The 15,625-nt window shown below is 68.2% G+C and carries 10 protein-coding genes; 2 read left to right on the top strand and 8 right to left on the bottom strand.

All coding sequences use genetic code 11. The features are described from left to right. Positions 1 to 225: 225 nt before the first annotated feature. The 8 genes from IH48_RS35090 to IH48_RS34440 form a co-directional block, all read right to left on the bottom strand. On the bottom strand, positions 226 to 987 hold the full coding sequence (locus IH48_RS35090) for a chloride channel protein (RefSeq protein WP_234434299.1): 762 nt from the start codon (positions 985 to 987) through the stop codon (positions 226 to 228). Further along, on the bottom strand, positions 984 to 1,154 hold the full coding sequence (locus tag IH48_RS37060) for a hypothetical protein (RefSeq protein ID WP_234434298.1): 171 nt from the start codon (positions 1,152 to 1,154) through the stop codon (positions 984 to 986). The genes IH48_RS35090 and IH48_RS37060 overlap by 4 nt, the downstream gene beginning before the upstream one ends. A gap of 265 nt (positions 1,155 to 1,419) precedes the next feature. Beyond that, positions 1,420 to 5,454 carry a glycoside hydrolase family 3 C-terminal domain-containing protein gene (locus IH48_RS33440; protein WP_051839987.1) on the bottom strand — a complete coding sequence of 1,345 codons (4,035 nt, stop codon included), beginning with the start codon at positions 5,452 to 5,454 and terminating at the stop codon, positions 1,420 to 1,422. Positions 5,455 to 5,616: 162 nt separating this feature from the next. Then, positions 5,617 to 6,585 (bottom strand): acetylxylan esterase, encoded by a 969-nt coding sequence (locus IH48_RS0117900; RefSeq protein WP_030904967.1) that lies wholly within the window; start codon positions 6,583 to 6,585, stop codon positions 5,617 to 5,619. A gap of 94 nt (positions 6,586 to 6,679) precedes the next feature. Next, on the bottom strand, positions 6,680 to 7,990 hold the full coding sequence (locus tag IH48_RS0117895) for a glycoside hydrolase family 71/99-like protein (protein WP_030904964.1): 1,311 nt from the start codon (positions 7,988 to 7,990) through the stop codon (positions 6,680 to 6,682). Positions 7,991 to 8,061: 71 nt separating this feature from the next. Next, the gene (locus tag IH48_RS0117890; protein ID WP_030904961.1) at positions 8,062 to 8,811 is read right to left on the bottom strand and encodes an SGNH/GDSL hydrolase family protein; all 750 of its coding nucleotides are present in this window, start codon (positions 8,809 to 8,811) and stop codon (positions 8,062 to 8,064) included. Positions 8,812 to 9,137: 326 nt separating this feature from the next. Further along, positions 9,138 to 11,114 carry a heparinase II/III domain-containing protein gene (locus tag IH48_RS0117885; protein ID WP_030904958.1) on the bottom strand — a complete coding sequence of 659 codons (1,977 nt, stop codon included), beginning with the start codon at positions 11,112 to 11,114 and terminating at the stop codon, positions 9,138 to 9,140. 79 nt (positions 11,115 to 11,193) lie between these two features. After that, positions 11,194 to 13,416: an ROK family protein gene (locus IH48_RS34440; protein WP_030904955.1), complete on the bottom strand. Its 2,223-nt coding sequence runs from the start codon at positions 13,414 to 13,416 to the stop codon at positions 11,194 to 11,196. Positions 13,417 to 13,698: 282 nt separating this feature from the next. Here IH48_RS34440 and IH48_RS0117875 point away from each other — a divergent pair, with 282 nt between their 5' ends. Both IH48_RS0117875 and IH48_RS0117870 read left to right on the top strand, forming a co-directional pair. Continuing rightward, positions 13,699 to 14,661 carry an ABC transporter permease gene (locus IH48_RS0117875; RefSeq protein WP_030904952.1) on the top strand — a complete coding sequence of 321 codons (963 nt, stop codon included), beginning with the start codon at positions 13,699 to 13,701 and terminating at the stop codon, positions 14,659 to 14,661. Further along, positions 14,658 to 15,587: a carbohydrate ABC transporter permease gene (locus IH48_RS0117870; RefSeq protein ID WP_030904948.1), complete on the top strand. Its 930-nt coding sequence runs from the start codon at positions 14,658 to 14,660 to the stop codon at positions 15,585 to 15,587. Before IH48_RS0117875 ends, IH48_RS0117870 begins: the two co-directional genes overlap by 4 nt. Positions 15,588 to 15,625: the final 38 nt, after the last annotated feature.

Below are 15,625 nucleotides of genomic sequence, written 5' to 3'. Positions count from 1 at the left end.
CGAGGTATCCGGACGACCTCACGCAATGTGGACGGTCAGGCCCTGCGGCACATGCTCAGAGGGTCCAGAATGGGAACCTTGCCGCCAGGCAACCCGAGGTCGGCCTTCTGCCTTGCCCGTCTGACGAACTTGTGCGGCATGACCGGTTCCTCGCCCGGACAGACGTCAACGCGATGTGCGTCGCCCGGGGGCTTGTACGGATCACGCAGTCTTCCTCGTCGGCAGTCACGGGTGCGCGAGGCGTCGAAGACCGGCAGTCCCGCGCCTCGGCGGCCCCTCCGCCGCGGATCGCGCCGTGACCGTGCCCACATACGTGCTGTCCTCGGCGTGTACGGGCACTCTGTGCGGCGAACGGGCCGGTGCCCGCGGCTCATCGATGTCCATGCCGCGCCGGCGCAGCTTGAGCGTCTCCACCGTGTCGTTGGTCAGGGCACGGCTGATGACGGTGGCGACGCGGCCCCGGCGCACACGGCTCTCGTGCCGATGAGGCCATAGGCGCCGACGGGCGCCGCGCTCCCCGGCAGCACCTGGGGGGCGAACACACTCCTCGGACCGCCCGCCCCGTACACCTGCGGCAGCACGAAAGGGAGCAGACCGAGCAGTGCGCCTCCGACCGCGGGGCGCGCCATCCAGGAGCGGATCCGGGTGAAGCCGGCGCCCACGGTGCCTGCCAGGAGGCCGAGGCCCACGAAACAGGATGCACTCCAGCAGGTGGTGCACCTCGATGGGCGGCAGGTGCGGGAACGGGCCGCTGCCCAGAGCGGCTCTGCCGATGACGGAGGAGACCACCGAGGAGAAGACCCCCGACAGGGGCGCATTGAAGGTGGCGGCGATGCCGCCGGCCGCGCCGCAGGCGACGAGCACGCGCCCGCGGTCCTCGGCGACCCCCAGCAGCCGGCCGGGCGTGGAGCCGATCTGGACGACGGGCCCTTCGTGCCCCACAGATCCCCCGCCCCTGAGGCACAGCGCGGACGCCAAGGACTTCACTGGGGCCACCTGGGCCCGACCTTGCCGCCTCGCCGCGCCACCGCGAACATCACCTCGGCGACGCGGTGGGCGCGGGCATCCTTGTCGAGCCGCTGGAGGAGCGGCCCGTACAGCGGCCCGGCCACCACAGGCGCCAGTACGACGAACCACCGGCCGGTCCATGGCACGTGAGGATTCACCGCGTGCCCGGCGGGCGGAGTAGTCGGCGAGGCCGGACAGCAGCAGCGTGAAGGTCTTGATCAGCCAGCGGAACGCGACCGCGCCGAACCGGGCATTCTCCCCGACCAGGAGTTCCGCGATCGCCCCCATCACCGTCCCGAACAGCCTGCCCCACGCGACCTGGGCTACCGCGGCCTCCACCGCCGCCAGAACCACAGCCGCCGTGTCATACGTAGCCGAGGAGGATTTTGTGGGTCCAGTGCTGCGATGCGGCTATGCTCCGCTCGCAGGCATCAGCTGGACCATGTTGAATCCTGCGACATCCTTGCTCGACCCGATGCCGTCGCCCCATTGGGTGTAGCCCTTGCGGACCCCGTTGTCCTTGTCATTGGCGTCCAGTGCAAAGGAGAACACCGTGTTCGCGACAGGTTTGACAGAGGTCAGGTCGCTCCAGGGCAGCGCCAGCTCGTACAGGGTGGTGTGCGCCGATTCGTCCCTGATCACGTTGACGATCGAGTTTGTGACCTGTCCGCTGCCCTCGCTCGGAGCGGTCCACCGGTACAACTGAGCGGCGGCCGAGGTCAGTGCGGCTCCGTACTCGTAGTGTCCCTTGGCGGAGTCCGCGCTCTCCGTGGCCGACGCACCCGGCACACCCGTTGTGGCCGCGAACTGCAAGCTGTCGCCTTGCCAGATATCGGCCCCCGTCCTGGGTTGGGAGAATACGTCGTCGGTGAGGTCGGCCGTGATGTAGAGGTTGGTGGAGTCCCAGTCGAGCCACACCTTGCCCGACAGATCGGATGGACCTCCGTAGGCTTGTGATGCGTCCAGTGTTCTCCACTTCCCGTCCGCGGTGGTTGCCAGGTCCACCGCGGGGCCGTCCTGCACCTGGGACAGAGTCCATGAGGCGCCGAGGCTCTTGTTGACCGCGGGCAGGAAGGTGACGTGCCCGGAGAGGGCTTCCGAGGTCGAGCCTCCGGAGATGACGCTCGTCACCGTGAAGGGGTAGGGCTTCGCGAAGTCCACGCCTGTCACCGGCACGTCCACCGTGGCCGATGCCCCGGGCGCGATCGTCATGTTCGCCGGCCGCGTGCCCGATTGGTCGCCGAGCTTCCACTTGACCGCCGCCACCGTGGTTGGTGTGTCCGACGGGTTGTGCACGACGGCCTGGAGCGAACCGGTTGGCGGGCTCATTCCGGTCACCACCGGCGTGACCTGTTCAGGGGTGGCGCCAGAGGTCACCGTGACGACGCTTACCGCGTCCTCCGTGGAGCCTCCGGCACCACCGGTGAACGCCGCGGTCGCGTCCAACTCCCCCTTGGCGCCCGGTGTCGCGCGGTCCGGGACGCCGACGCTCCAGGTGGCCGTCACCGTCTGACCCGGAGCGACGGACGATGCGACCGGTGAGGTCGGCGTCACCGTCCACCCGCTGGGCGACTTCAGGTTCATCGCAAGACCGCCGACCGTTTTCCCGCCGGCGTTGGTGAATTTCGCGGTCGCGGTGATGGTGGTGTTGGGCTTCACCATGCCGGCGGCCTGCAGGCTGAACGGGTCTTGCACCACGATCGGCGCGGTGCCGGTGACGCCGTTCACTGTCACCTCGATGCTCCCGGCACCGGGTGCTCGCATGGTGACCACGCCGGTGCGGCTGACTGTGGCCACCCGAGGGTCGCTTGTGCGATAGGTGATGTGAGCGCGGGACAGATCGGCGAACGACTGGTCGTTCTCGGCCGCCTCGACGATGTTGCTCGCAGGCGCGTGCTTCGGTTCGAGTGCGGAATCCGTGTCCGGTGCGATCGACGGGTTGGCACGGGTGAGGTCCAGCGTGTCGCCGGGCTTGAAGACGACCCGGCCCGGCTGAACGGTGACCGACTGGACCCGAGGAGTGATGGCACCGTGCACCCGCACCGTGCCGGAGCCTGCCACCGTGGCGGAGTCGGGTCCGACACGCAGCTGGTAGGCCCCGTCATGGACGACCTGTTTCAGGGCGCTCTCGTCCCACCGGCTGAGGTCGGCGATCTTGAAGGACAGTTCGACGTGCTGGGTGTGCCCCGGTGCGAGAACCGCCGTTTTCTTGAAGCCCACCAGTTGCTCCTTCGGGAGCTTCGCCCCGGGCGCCGTCGACTTCGGTGCCGCGTAGAGCTGGGCGACGGTGGCGCCGGGGGCCGTACCGGTGTTGGTGACGTCGAAGCGGACGTGCACCGTGCCATCGGCGGACGCGGACGAGGGTCCGGCCTGCATGTGGGAGTACGCGAAGTGCGTGTAGGACAGGCCGTAACCGAACGGGTACGTGGGCTTGCCAGTGGCGTACATGTAGGTGCGCCCGAGCCCGCCGGTCTGGGACGGGGTGAGCCCGTAGTTGTCGATCGGCGGAAGTTGCGAGTCATCGGCGAACCAGGTGAAGTCCAGATGGCCCGAGGGGTTCTGCCGGCCGAACAGGACCTGGGCGAGTGCACTGCCCTGGCTTTCGCCGTTGTAGCCGCTGAAGACGATCGCCGGGAAGTCCTTCTGGGCGGCCCGGATGTCGTACGGGCCGTCGGCCTGCATGACCAGCGCCGTACGCGGGTTGCCAAGGGCGGCGACGTCGCTGATCAGCGAGTCGTAGTTGCCGGGCAGGGCCAGCGCGGACCGGTCCTTGCCCTCGTTGGCCACTGCGAGGTCCGAGCCGACGGCCACGATCACCAAGTCCGCTGCTTTGACCGCGGTCTGCGTTGCGGCCGAGCAGACCGCCGGCGCGGTGGCGGTCGTCGATGTGCCGCAGGCGTCGAAGGTGACCGTTGCGGACGGATTGGCTGCCTTGACCGCCGCGGTGATCCCTTGGACGGCGTCGACCTGGAGTGTCGGCTTGCCGGAGTAGCCGCCCAGCGTGGTCGTGTTGGCCAGATTGCCGAGAATGACGACGTTGTTCAGCTTGGCAGGATTCGCCGGCAGCAGCGGGGTCCGCGTGCCGGAGACGTTGTTGTTCTGCAACAGCACCAGATCCTGTGCCGCGACCTTCTCGGCCAGCGCCTGGTGTGCGGGCGACTCGATCTGCTCTTTCGTGATCTTCGTGTAGGCGACCTTGCCGGCGGGGTCGAACTCACCGGTCTCCATCCGGACCGTGAAGAGCTTCGTGAGGGCACCGTCGATCACCCCCGGCGTCAACAGGCCCGCCGCGATGGCCGCGTCGATGTTCTGTGTGGTCGCCTCCCCTCCCGTGCAGTTCAGTTGGGTACCGGCCCTTAGGGCGAACGCCTGTGCGCCCGCTGCCGCGGGGATCCGCTTGCCGGTGGTGGTGTTCGTCCAGGTCGTGCCGTTGGTTGTCCATCCAGGTGGCGCCCAGTTGTGGCCGCCGGAGGAGTAGACGTCACTGATGGCCCCGCAGTCCGAGGTGGTGTATCCGCCGAACCCGTAGGTCGCCTGCAGCAGTTCATCCACCGTGTAGGTGTCCGCAGGCGCCGGCGTTCCGTTCACCGCGTTGTAGGACGTCATGACTCCGGACACGTGCGCGTTTTGGACCAGGCTGGAGAACTGCTTGGTGTAGTAGTCCCTGATATTGGCGTCGGTGGCGTCCGCGCTCTGGACGTGCCGACTGTTCTCGTCGTTGTTCAGCGCATAGTGCTTGGCCGTGGCCGCCACTTTCAGGTACGGGGTCTGCGGCTTGCCGGTGATCGTCTCCCCCTGGTAGCCCTCGACGAACGCGTCGGCCATCGTCGACGCGAGGTAGGTGTCCTCGCCGAACGACTCGTTCGTCCGCCCCCAGCGTGGATCGCGGTCCATGTTGACCGTCGGCGCCCAGAAGGTGAGATCACCGTAGTCCGACGCAGAGGGGCCAAGGTTGTTCTGTCCCTTCCCCCAAAGCGACTTGTCCAAGGACCCCCGCACCTCGTCCGAGATCGCCGTGGTCTCCCGATACGTCAGTTCCGGGTCCCAGGACATCGTGGACGCGAAGTTTACCGGGAAGCTGGTCGCCGTCGGGTTGAGCTCGCCCTGACCGCCGGCCGAGGCGTCTCCACCGAGCCGGTTGATGCCGTGCTGTCCCTCACTCCAGTAGGTGTACTGCTGCACGCCCAGTCGCGGGATGGCCGGTGCGTCGTTGGTGTGCAGCTGGGCCACCTTCTCGTCCGGCGTCATCCGCGAGACCAGATCGGCCGCCCGCTGAGTGAACGAGTAGTGCGTGTCCAGAAAGATCGGCTGTGTCGGGGTGGCGGAGGATTGCGCGGCACCGGGCGGTCTCGCCTGCGCCATCGCCGGAGGCGCGGCAACGACGATCGCGGCTGCCGCAGCGGCGAGCAATCGTTTTGCCGATGCCATGGGATTTCGGGACCGCATGCCTGTCTCCTTCACGTCACGCGCAGTGGGGTACGGGTTCATGGGAAGTGCGCCGACTTCGGCGACTGAGGGCCGCGCACGGTGCACGTCACGGCATTCGAGCGGGCCGATGCCCACGGTGCGCCCCAGAGCCTGTTGCCGTGCAGGGGCCAACGTGGTGTTTCAGGCGCGCGATGCGAGCCAGCTCACCTTCGCTGCCTCCTGGTAGGGGCCGCCGCCCTCATGGTCGTTGAAGTCGTAGATCTCGATCGTCTTGTCCTCGTGCGCCCAAGTGTTGAAGGCGGCGCATACCGTCGACGGCGGGCACACCTGGTCCTCCAATCCGGTGGAGAACAGGGCCGGGGTCCGTCCCCGCGCAGCGAAGTGCACGCCGTCGAAGTAGGACAGAGTGTGCAGTACGTTGGTAGTCCCGCCGCGGTGCGTCTTGAGGTACTGGCCGATCTCACGGTATGGAGGGCGGTCCGTGAGCTTCACCGAGCGCGGGAAGTCGCACAGGAAGGGGCAGTCCGGCGCCACGGCGGCCAGGTCGGGCACCAGCCCGCCCACAGCCAAGGCGAGTCCACCGCCCTGGCTGTGCCCTACCACCGTGGTGTGTGCGGCATCCGTCAGCGGATGTGCGCGTGCCGCCTCGACCGCGCGCACAGCGTCGGTGATCACTCGGCGGTAGTAGTAGTCCTCGGGGTTTTCGATGCCGCGCGTCATGAATCCCGGGTAGGAGGGAGCCGCGCCCACCGGGTCGGGCGTGTCGCCGCCGCCGCCGAAGGCGCTGCCCTGGCCGCGGGTGTCCATCACGAAGTGCGCCCGACCGGTGGAGGGCCACAGCAGGTGCTCGTGCGGCAGGCCGCGGCCGTTGCCGTACCCGACGAACTCCACGACGAGCGGTAGCGGTTTTGACGCGTCGGCAGGCAGCCGCAGCCAGCCCTTCACCGGGTGCCCGCCGAACCCGGCGAACGTCACATCGTGGACCTGGACTGTGTGCAGTCCGGTCCCCACCTCCACGAAACCCACCTCCAGTTCGTGCGCGCGCGCTTCCTCCAGCGTCTTGTGCCAAAAGACGTCGAAGTCCTGTGGCGCCGTCGTCGAGCCGCGGTAGGCACGCAGTTCGGGTAGGGGGAGGTCGAACTGCGCCATGTTTCGTGTCCTTACGACGATGGATCCGGTTTCCGCTGCGGGCCGCGGACGGCGATCCACGGCCCGCACGGGCTGTCAGGGCGTCACCGCGGATTCAGCCGACCGGCGGTATCGGGATGGTCGTGGTGATCGGCGCGGAGCCGTTGATCATGTCGGTCGCCGCCCCGGCGAGGCGCATGTAGAAGTTCGAGGAGAGATGCGTCCCGTCCGCGTCCAGGGTCAGGAAGTACTGGTTCGTCGGAATCTGTGACTTGTCCGTGGCCGCGGGCGCGATGGCCGTGGCCTCGTCGTACTCGTCGAACATGGCGATGAACGCGGACTTGGTGCCGCACCGGGCCGCGGCGACCGCCTGGTCCCACATGAACTGACCTGCCCTGCGCGGTATTTCGTTCCTCGGCGAGCCGGCATGCCAGTTCGACCAGGCGAAGCCCGGGTAGATGACCGGTTGGTAGTCCTGGTTGTTGGCCTTGAGCTTCGTCATGTCGTCGTTGAAGAGTGCCTGGTCGACGTTGGGGTTTCCGACGTTCCACGGGGACACCATGTTGAGCGCGGCGTACACGGGCGCGAAGCCCGGCTTGGCATGGGAGTCCGTGCGCCAGCCACGCGGAACGCCGCCGATGACGTAGCAGCCCTGACTCTTGAACCAGTTGATCAGCTGGAGGAGGCCCGAGGCCGTGCCGGGACGGTTGGTCACGCCGATTCCCCACAACTCCACGACGGGCTTGCCGCCCTCGTGGGCGTATGCCGGCGAGCTGACCAGGTTGAGCGGGCCGTTGATGACGTTGGTCCAGTCGTTTTGGACCGTGGCCACAACGTTGGCGTCGGTGAGACCGCTGAGGTCGTACTCGATGTAGAAGCTGCGGCCGTATTCCTGGGCCGCCTTTCGCGCGTTGGACTGGATGTCATTGCGCTGGGAAAGGCGGGGCTGACCTGTGGCCGCGATGTCACTTCCGAAGCGCTGAAGAGCCGCGCCGTCGATGCCGTGCTGCCGCATCCAGGCGAAGTGCTGGTCGATCACCGCCGTCGAGTATGAGCTGAACAGCTTCGCGGCCCTGCCGTTGCCGAGATTGGCGTATCCCGTCTGGTACAGCCCCGAGGAAGGGTAGACCGAGATGTCCGGGTACAGCTCGAAGGTCTCGTTCCCCGGGGCCGGGGTGCCATCGGCCCAGTGCGTCCAGGCGTTGAGCCGGGAGCCGTCGCCGGCGGCGGCGAACCAGCCCTGGTAGCCGACGTAGGTCCTGCCCTTGACGCCGATGGCGGCGGCGTTCGGTTCCGAGCCGGCGGCCGGCGTGGCCGCGTGGGCGCTGGAGCGGCCGCCGAGGCCTGCCCATGCCGCGGCCGCCGCGCCGAGGGCGCCGCCGGCGCCGCGCAGGACCCTGCGGCGGGAAGGGGTGCGATCGGTCATTGTGAGGTCCTCTCCTCAGCCTGTCAGTGGGGGGTGATCACGCACCGGCCGGTGCCGGTGGTGTGCCGAGATCAAAGGCGGGCCGTCAGGACGCCGCTCCTGGCCAGCGGTACGAGGGAGCTGGGAACCGAGCGGAGCGCGTTGTACCAGACAGGCGCCATCTTCTCGTAACCGGCCTTGGTCGGGTGAATTCCGTCCGCGAGATCTGCTGTGGTGAGCGCGTCGTACATCTTCACCAGTCGGACGTGGCTGTCCTTACCCGCCACGATGCCCGGGATCCTGGAGTTGTACGCCACTACCCGGGATTGGAGGGTGCTGTTCGACTGCGGCGGAATGGTTGCCACGAAAAGGTAGGTCTGGGGCTTCAACGCCCGAATATGGTCGATCAATGCGGAAAGCCGCGCGGGGGCGCCTGCGATGTCGTGGTTCTGGTTCAGGTCGTTCGTGCCGATGAGTAGCATGATGGTGCGTGGATCGCTCTGGCCGAGCCAGGTGGCGATGTTGGCGTCGAGCTGGTCGATGCGCCAGCCGGGGTGGCCCTCGTGGTCGTGGTCGCCCAGCTCGGCGGGGCCGTTGGTCTGGGACCCCACGAAGTCGACCTTGTAACCGCCTGCGGCCAGGAGCTGCCACAGCTTCACACGGTAGCCGCCCGGGTAGGGCGTGTACCCATCGGTGATCGAGTCGCCGAGCGGCATGATGCGCACGCCGCCGTTGGACGTGCCGGGGATGGCCGCCGAGGCTGCCCCGCCCCCCAGGACGATGCCGGCGGCAGTGAGGGCACCCCCGAGAATCATCGAGCGTCTCGACATGTGTGCGGCCATGCTGAACTCCTTGAGAAGGGGACGGGTTCAGGGACGAAGCGACGTTCTCCACGGACAGGGACCGCGGGGTCTCGGACGGAACGTAGGGGCTGCGGAAGCCGGAACCTCGTGATCGTGGACGCCCCGATGCTCAAGGAAATCATTGGGCTGGTCCACGTCAATACTTTCGGCATTCCGCGTCCTGTCGAGATGCCACGTGGAAACTTGTTGCCTTCCGCCCACCGGGCTGTTCCAGGCGCGTGAACTGGCCACCGCGGACCCCGGTTCGAGCCTTCTTGCCGAACACTGCAGGTTTCTGTCCGGTCGGCAATGAAGCGTAAATACTTTTACGCTTCCGATCCCACCGGCCTTGCCGTCAGGAGGTGCCGCCCCTCGGCCAGCGGGGCGCGCGCCGTGAGGACCAGCCGGCGAACAGCTGCGCCCCAGACGCGGGTGAACGCGGGGTCGGTCAATTCGACCGTCTCCACCTGCGCGGTGAACGCGTCTGCTTCCCAACACAGCTGCAGCGCAGGCCCACTTGACGGTCCCACGCAAGCCCGACCTGCCGGCCCGAGGTCCACCTCACCGCCCAGCAGGAAGTGCAGGGCGAGGGAGCGAGGCGCGGCCCGCGCGTGCCAGGAGTCCGTGACCTCGACCCGCTCGTCGGAACCGCGCACCAGGCGAACGGCCCTTGTCCAGGAATCGAGGCCCGCCCGACGCGGATAGGCGGGTGCCATATCGCAGGTCAGTTCGTCCGTGCCGCCTTCGTGGTGGGCGGCCACCGAAGCGGCCCGGAAGCCGTGTCCGGGCAACTGCCCGAACCCGTCCACGACGGGCACGTTGTGGTACTCGCTGGTCATGGACCAGATCCCGTACCTTTCCTCGCTGAACGTCTCCCTCCGGTAGGTCCCCACCCCCGCGTCGATGATCAGTGGGCGGCTGTCGACGGCGACGATGAAGTTGCCGACGTCGTTGTGGTTGTGGCTCTCGTCGTTGTGCCCGCCCTTGGCCGCGACGAGCAGGCCACGGCCGGACCCGGCACGCGCGCGAGCCACCAGGACCTGGGTGTCCGGCAGCCAGGTGTGTCCCGGCAGCGGGAACCGGGCGGGTGGCGCCGCCTCCCACTCGGGGTCCAGCAGCGTGTCCAGCGTTCGTCGCAGGTCGAACGGCCCAGCCGGTTGCCGGATGGCGCCGCCGTCCGCCTCCCACAGCGCCCGTGCGTGCGCCCTCACCTCCGGCTGCCCCGTGCGTCGTCCGTATCGGTGGAGCAGGGCGGGCACCATCTCACGCGGGCGGGCGGGCCCGTCCGCGAAGTTGACGCTCCACCCGTCGCCGATCCAGGTGCTCACGGGGTAGCGGGCCATGGCACGGACCAGCGGATGACCGAAGACACCCTCGTCGGTGCCCAGCAGCGAGGTGATGGTCTCCAGGCATTCGAACAGGCTCGCACCGGCGCGCCACCAGTAATGCGGTCCCTCGTCGCAGCCACCGTCACGCGGCTGGGCCTCCAGGTAGTTCTCAAGGCCGCGCAGGATCCGTGACATCAGGGCGGCGCGGCGTTCCGCCGACTCCTCGGTGAGCGCGGTGGCCAGCAGCAACTCGGAGTGGATCCACGGGTTCCAATTGTTGAGCTTCGCGGTCGAGCCGTCGAACCAGCCCCACTCTTCGCGCTCCAGGTACGGGAGCAGGACTCGGGTGGACACCTCGCGGCGCAACCGGGAGCGCACCAAGGGATCGCGGCTGTCCAGTTCGTCGCCGGCGATCGCGTCGGTGAGGGCGAGCAGCACAGCGGTGCCGGACGCGCCGAGGTCCAGCGTGGGACGGCTCGGGTCGGGCAGCAGACCGTGTTCCGCGCCGAGGACGCGGAAATCGTGGGCCGGCCAGCACCATGTGGTCTCCTCGCACAGTGCCCACACACCGTCCATCACTTCGTCGGCGAAGGCGCCGGCCTGGGAGGTGCCGAAGGTCAGGGCCATGGCAAGCACCGCGCGGCCGAGCCGGGCCCGGCGGGCGAAGACCGGTTCCTGGTGGCGCGAGCGGTCGCCGTCGCGCGCGAACCGGGCGAACGAGGTGGCGGTCAGGCCCGGCCACGGCTCGCCAAGCGAGGCGGTCGCCGCCTCCACCACGTGGTCCCGGGCCCGGGCGTCGACGGCCTGCCAGCGCACGCGGTCCGTCGGAGGCGGCACTGGTGTCCATGCGCCGATCGCGGGCATCCGGGAGGCGATGAGAGACGCCGGGAAGAGCTGCGTGAGCTGGGGGTGCCCCGTGCCGACGGCTGCTCGTGTCGTCGGCGCGATGTCGGGGCCGGACTCGGGGGATGTCATCGTGAGGGTCTCCTCCTCGAAGGATTCGGGCGGCGTAGGTGGGAGCGGGCGGGGTCGTGGACCGGCTCGGTGTCCGCCGCTAGACGCCTACTCCGTTGTGTGTACGCAGGCGTGGGGCGAAGGTCATGTGGAAGACTCCGGCCGCGGCGCCGACGGCCGCCGCGGAGGCGCTCAGCGTGGAGCAGGTGACCCGGACCGTGCGCACCCGGCTGGCCACCGGGAACCGGTTCACTGCCCTGGAGATCTCTGACAGGTACAGCTCGGCTACCTCGGGCAGCACTGCCGGCCCTCCGACGATGACCAGATCGATGTCGTACAGGTCCGTCATGGCCACCGCGCCCCTGGCCACGACGCGAGCCACGCCGCGGATCGCGTCGACCGCGCGCACGTCTCCGGCCGCCGCCGCGGAGCACACGGCGTCGTACACGGCCTCGTTGTCGGGCAGCGGCAGGCCGGCCTCGGCGGCCCGGGCGACCACGGCTGACATCGGCGCGCATTCCGGCACCATGACCGGGCCTCCCTCCGCAGTCAGCCGGTCGAGTGCGTACGCCGTCAACTCACCGAACTCACCTGCGTTCCCGGTGGCGCCCCGGTACACATCGCCGTTGAGGAAGGCTCCGCTGCCCGCTCCCGCGCCGAGATAGAGATAGACGAAGTCGGCGCTGCTCTCTCCGGCGCCGAGCCACTGCTCGCCGATCGCGGCCGCGGTGGCGTCCTTCTCCAGCAGCGTGGGCAGTCCGAGCATCCGGCTGAGTTCGGCGCGCAGGGGGAACTCGCCCCACTTCGACCACAGAGGCGGGTTGAGGAGGACACCCTCGTGGGTGTCGAGCGGCCCCGGCGCCGCCACACCCACGCCGAGGAACTTGGCGCCGAGGGGACCCGCCGACCCGATGGCCTCCGTTGTCGTGCGGGCCATCCACCCGAGGCACGATCGCGGATCGCTGTCCGGGGTGACCGCGAGACAGCGTCTGTCCCGGACGTTTCCGCACAGGTCGACCAGAACATGGGTGATCTTCTCCGGGTCGACGTGGATACCGATGGCGCAGGCCGCGTTCGGGCGCAGTTTCAGCGGCACTCGCGGCTTGCCCTTGCCCGTCGAGCGCCGTTCGTCCTCTTCCAGGAACCCGGTGGTGAGCAGGTTGCGGGTGATCCGGGAGACCGCCTGCGGAGTCAGGCCCGTGCGCTGTGCGATCTCGACGCGACTCAGGGAGCCGGCTACCCGCACCACTTCGATCACCAGCTTCTCGTTGAATGATCCCAACTCCATTTGGTCGAAGGCACGATGGACGGCGCGGTGGCGCGGCACGGCCTCCCCCCGGCTCTCGCGAAGCCACCGGAACGGCGTCCCTGGGGCCGCCTCGGACATGGCACGTGCCGTGTCCGCGAGCGTGTCCAGCGCGACCCGGGCCCGCTGCGGCTGGTGATGCAACTCCAACTGCCCCATCAGGCAGACGGTCGCCGACCAGCTCATGGAGGTGGGGGCGATGTGTTGCTGGGCTCCGCCGAACACACCCTTGGAGCCATCGGGGTACCCCCAGGTGATGAGGTGGATCCGGCGCCCTGCCCAGCGGCCCACGAAGGGCAGGGAGGCAGCGGATGCGCGGGGATTCGGGCCCGGCTCATGCGCATGTCCGGTATCCGGCTGGCCACCTCGGGGGGCGCGTTGCACGCCGTCCGGCCCGCCGGCGCTCTTCGGCTGTGCCTGCCGCATCACCGCGGTCAGCGCGGCGAAGCGCATTTGGCGCTCCTCCGCCGCCGCGGCGCCCACACGGCTCCGCGTGGTGGGCGGCGCTTCGGCGACCACGACATAGGACCCGCCGTCCGCGTACGCACCGGCCGCGAGCAGTTCAGGACGGTGACAGGGCAGAGGCGGCTCGACCGGCAGCACGACGGCCGAATCGAGTACACCGGGTTTGATGTGCCAGCGCTGCCACACCCGGCCGAGCGCTGTGTGGGACAGCCCCAGGTGGTCCGCGAGGGCCCGGGCCGACCAGGCACACTGCGGGGGTGGGGGGCCGGCGAGTGTGGCCGCCATGACGTCGGCCTCGTCGATGCGGGTCGGACGCCCGCTGCGCGGACGGTGTTCGAGGCCTGCGAGGCCCTGAGCGGCGTACCGCTGCCGCCAGGCGGTCACCGTGGGGCGGGAGACACCGAGCGACTGGGCACTGCGGGATACCGACAGACCTGCCATCGCGTCTTGGACGATCTTCAGGCGGACGGCGCGGTCCTGCCTGCCCTCGGCCCAGGCGAGCAGATCAGCCAGCTCCTGCTCGGTCAACGACCAGGTGTTTGGTTTGTGCATGACTCCCTCACACCGTGCTGTAAAAGTATTTAGTAGCCGTTTGGTCTGCTGTCACACGGTCGCGGCACGTGCTCTTGTCCGATCGGCCGTAAGGGGAACCACCTGGGTCAACACCCTCTTGCCGCCGCCCATCTGCGTACCTGCCCGAGCCGGCTGCAGCATACGAGCGACCGTCCTTCACTGTCCACGGCATTGACGGCAGGCAATCCATGGGATTTACATGAGCCCGCCAGTCCAGATGTGGACGGGGACGGTCGCATCTCCGGGAAGGGGCCCCATGACATGACAACGGTTGATCAGCCGGTCGACCGGCCGACAAAGGTCAAGGAGCCGCCGGGCAAGCCCCGCGCAGCCCAGCGCCGCAACAGGGCACTCTTCTGGTTCGCGGTCCCCGGCACCGTTTTGCTGCTGCTGTTCCAGTACGTGCCGCTCCTCGGCAACGTGATCGCGTTCCAGGACTACCAGCCGTTCACGGGAATAATGCACAGCAGATGGGCTGGGCTCGACAACTTCGACATCATCTTCAATGGGGACCCCGCGTTCCTGCACGCGCTGGTCAACACGCTCGAACTGACCGTCATACAGGTCGTGTTCGTCTTTCCGCTGCCTATCCTGCTGGCGCTGCTGCTCAACAGCCTCGTCAGCGATCGGGTCAAGCGCACGATCCAGAACGTGCTGTACCTGCCGCACTTCCTGTCCTGGGTCGTGGTCGTCGCCGTCTTCCAGCAGATGCTGGGCAACGGCGGACTGCTGAACGTCTTCCTCCAGGCGCACGCCATGGGCACGTGGAACATCATCGGCAACCCGGAGTTGTTCAAGACGCTGCTGACCTCCCAGGTGATCTGGAAAGACACCGGATGGGCGACGATCCTGTTCCTCGCGGCACTCTCCCGGGTCGACACGGACCTGTACGAGGCTGCCGCCGTCGACGGCGCGAGCAGGCTGCGGCAGACCTGGCACGTGACGCTGCCCGCTCTGCGCGGGCTGGTCGTCCTGCTGCTGATTCTGCGCCTGGGCGACGCCCTGAGCGTCGGTTTCGAGCAAATCGTGCTCCAGCAGACGGGGATGGACAAGAACACCACCGAAGTGCTGGACACCTACGTCTACAACAACGGCCTCGTCGCCGGTCAGTGGGGCGTCAGTGCCGCCGTGGGACTGATCAAAGGGCTGGTCGGAGTGGTGCTGGTGCTGGGTGCGAACAAGATCGCCCATCTTCTCGGCGAGGAAGGCATCTACCGCAAATGACCATACTGTCCACAACGGGCCGCAGGCCGCTGCATACCTACAGCGCGGTGCCGGGCCAGTCCGGTGGCTCACCCGTCTGGCGGGCCGGCAAGTCGCTGATACTCCTGGTCTGCGTGATCCTCGTTGCCCTCCCGTTCCTCGCGGTCCTCTCCACATCGCTCGCGGACGCCGCGCAGATCAACAAGACCGGCGGGTTCGTGCTCTGGCCCGACCACCCGACGCTCGACTCGTACAAGGCACTGCTGGGCGGAGGCCTGGTCTCCCGTGCGATGCTGGTCAGCGTCGGTGTCACCGTGGTCGGCACAGCCATCAGCCTCGCCGCGTCGATCGGCCTGGCCTACGGGCTGAGCAGGCCGGGCGCGTACGGCCAGCGGACGATACTGCTGCTCCTGGTGTTCTCACTGCTCTTCGTGCCCGGTGTGATCCCCAGCTACCTGCTGGTCAAGCAGCTCGGACTGATCAACAGCTACTGGTCGCTGATTCTGCCTACCGCTGTCAACGCCTTCAATGTGATCGTCCTGCGCTCGTTCTTCAGCAGCCTGCCCAGGGAACTGATCGACGCCGCCCGCATCGACGGCGCGAACGAATGGCGCATCCTGACGCGGATCGTGTTGCCTCTGTCGAAGGCGTCGATCGCGGTGATCGGCCTCTTCTACGCTGTCACCTACTGGAATGCCTTCTTCAACGCCCTTGTCTACATCAACCAGTCGGTGAAGTGGCCGCTCCAACTAGTCCTCCAGACCTATGTGGTGAACAACGCCGCCATCGGCCAGGGGCAGACGTCGGATCCCGCCGCCGCGCTGCCGCCGACGGTCTCGCTGCAGGCGGCCATCCTCATCCTTTCCATCGTTCCGATTCTCGTCATCTACCCCTTCCTCCAACGGCACATGAACAAGGGCGTGATGATCGGCGCGGTCAAGGGCTGAACAGCACGACACGGACGGTCGAGAGGCCGTCGTCATCG

The organism is Streptomyces sp. NRRL F-5126 (genome assembly GCF_000721265.1).
Classification (GTDB): domain Bacteria; phylum Actinomycetota; class Actinomycetes; order Streptomycetales; family Streptomycetaceae; genus Streptomyces.
This window is presented reverse-complemented; position numbering and strand designations above follow the sequence as displayed.

Coding starts and splice junctions, on each gene's coding strand:
- IH48_RS33440 (WP_051839987.1), bottom strand. CDS start 5,454: ATGCGGTCCCGAAATCCCATGGCATCGGCAAAACGATTGCTCGCCGCT.
- IH48_RS0117900 (WP_030904967.1), bottom strand. CDS start 6,585: ATGGCGCAGTTCGACCTCCCCCTACCCGAACTGCGTGCCTACCGCGGC.
- IH48_RS0117895 (WP_030904964.1), bottom strand. CDS start 7,990: ATGACCGATCGCACCCCTTCCCGCCGCAGGGTCCTGCGCGGCGCCGGC.
- IH48_RS0117890 (WP_030904961.1), bottom strand. CDS start 8,811: ATGGCCGCACACATGTCGAGACGCTCGATGATTCTCGGGGGTGCCCTC.
- IH48_RS0117885 (WP_030904958.1), bottom strand. CDS start 11,114: ATGACATCCCCCGAGTCCGGCCCCGACATCGCGCCGACGACACGAGCA.
- IH48_RS34440 (WP_030904955.1), bottom strand. CDS start 13,416: ATGCACAAACCAAACACCTGGTCGTTGACCGAGCAGGAGCTGGCTGAT.
- IH48_RS0117875 (WP_030904952.1), top strand. CDS start 13,699: ATGACAACGGTTGATCAGCCGGTCGACCGGCCGACAAAGGTCAAGGAG.
- IH48_RS0117870 (WP_030904948.1), top strand. CDS start 14,658: ATGACCATACTGTCCACAACGGGCCGCAGGCCGCTGCATACCTACAGC.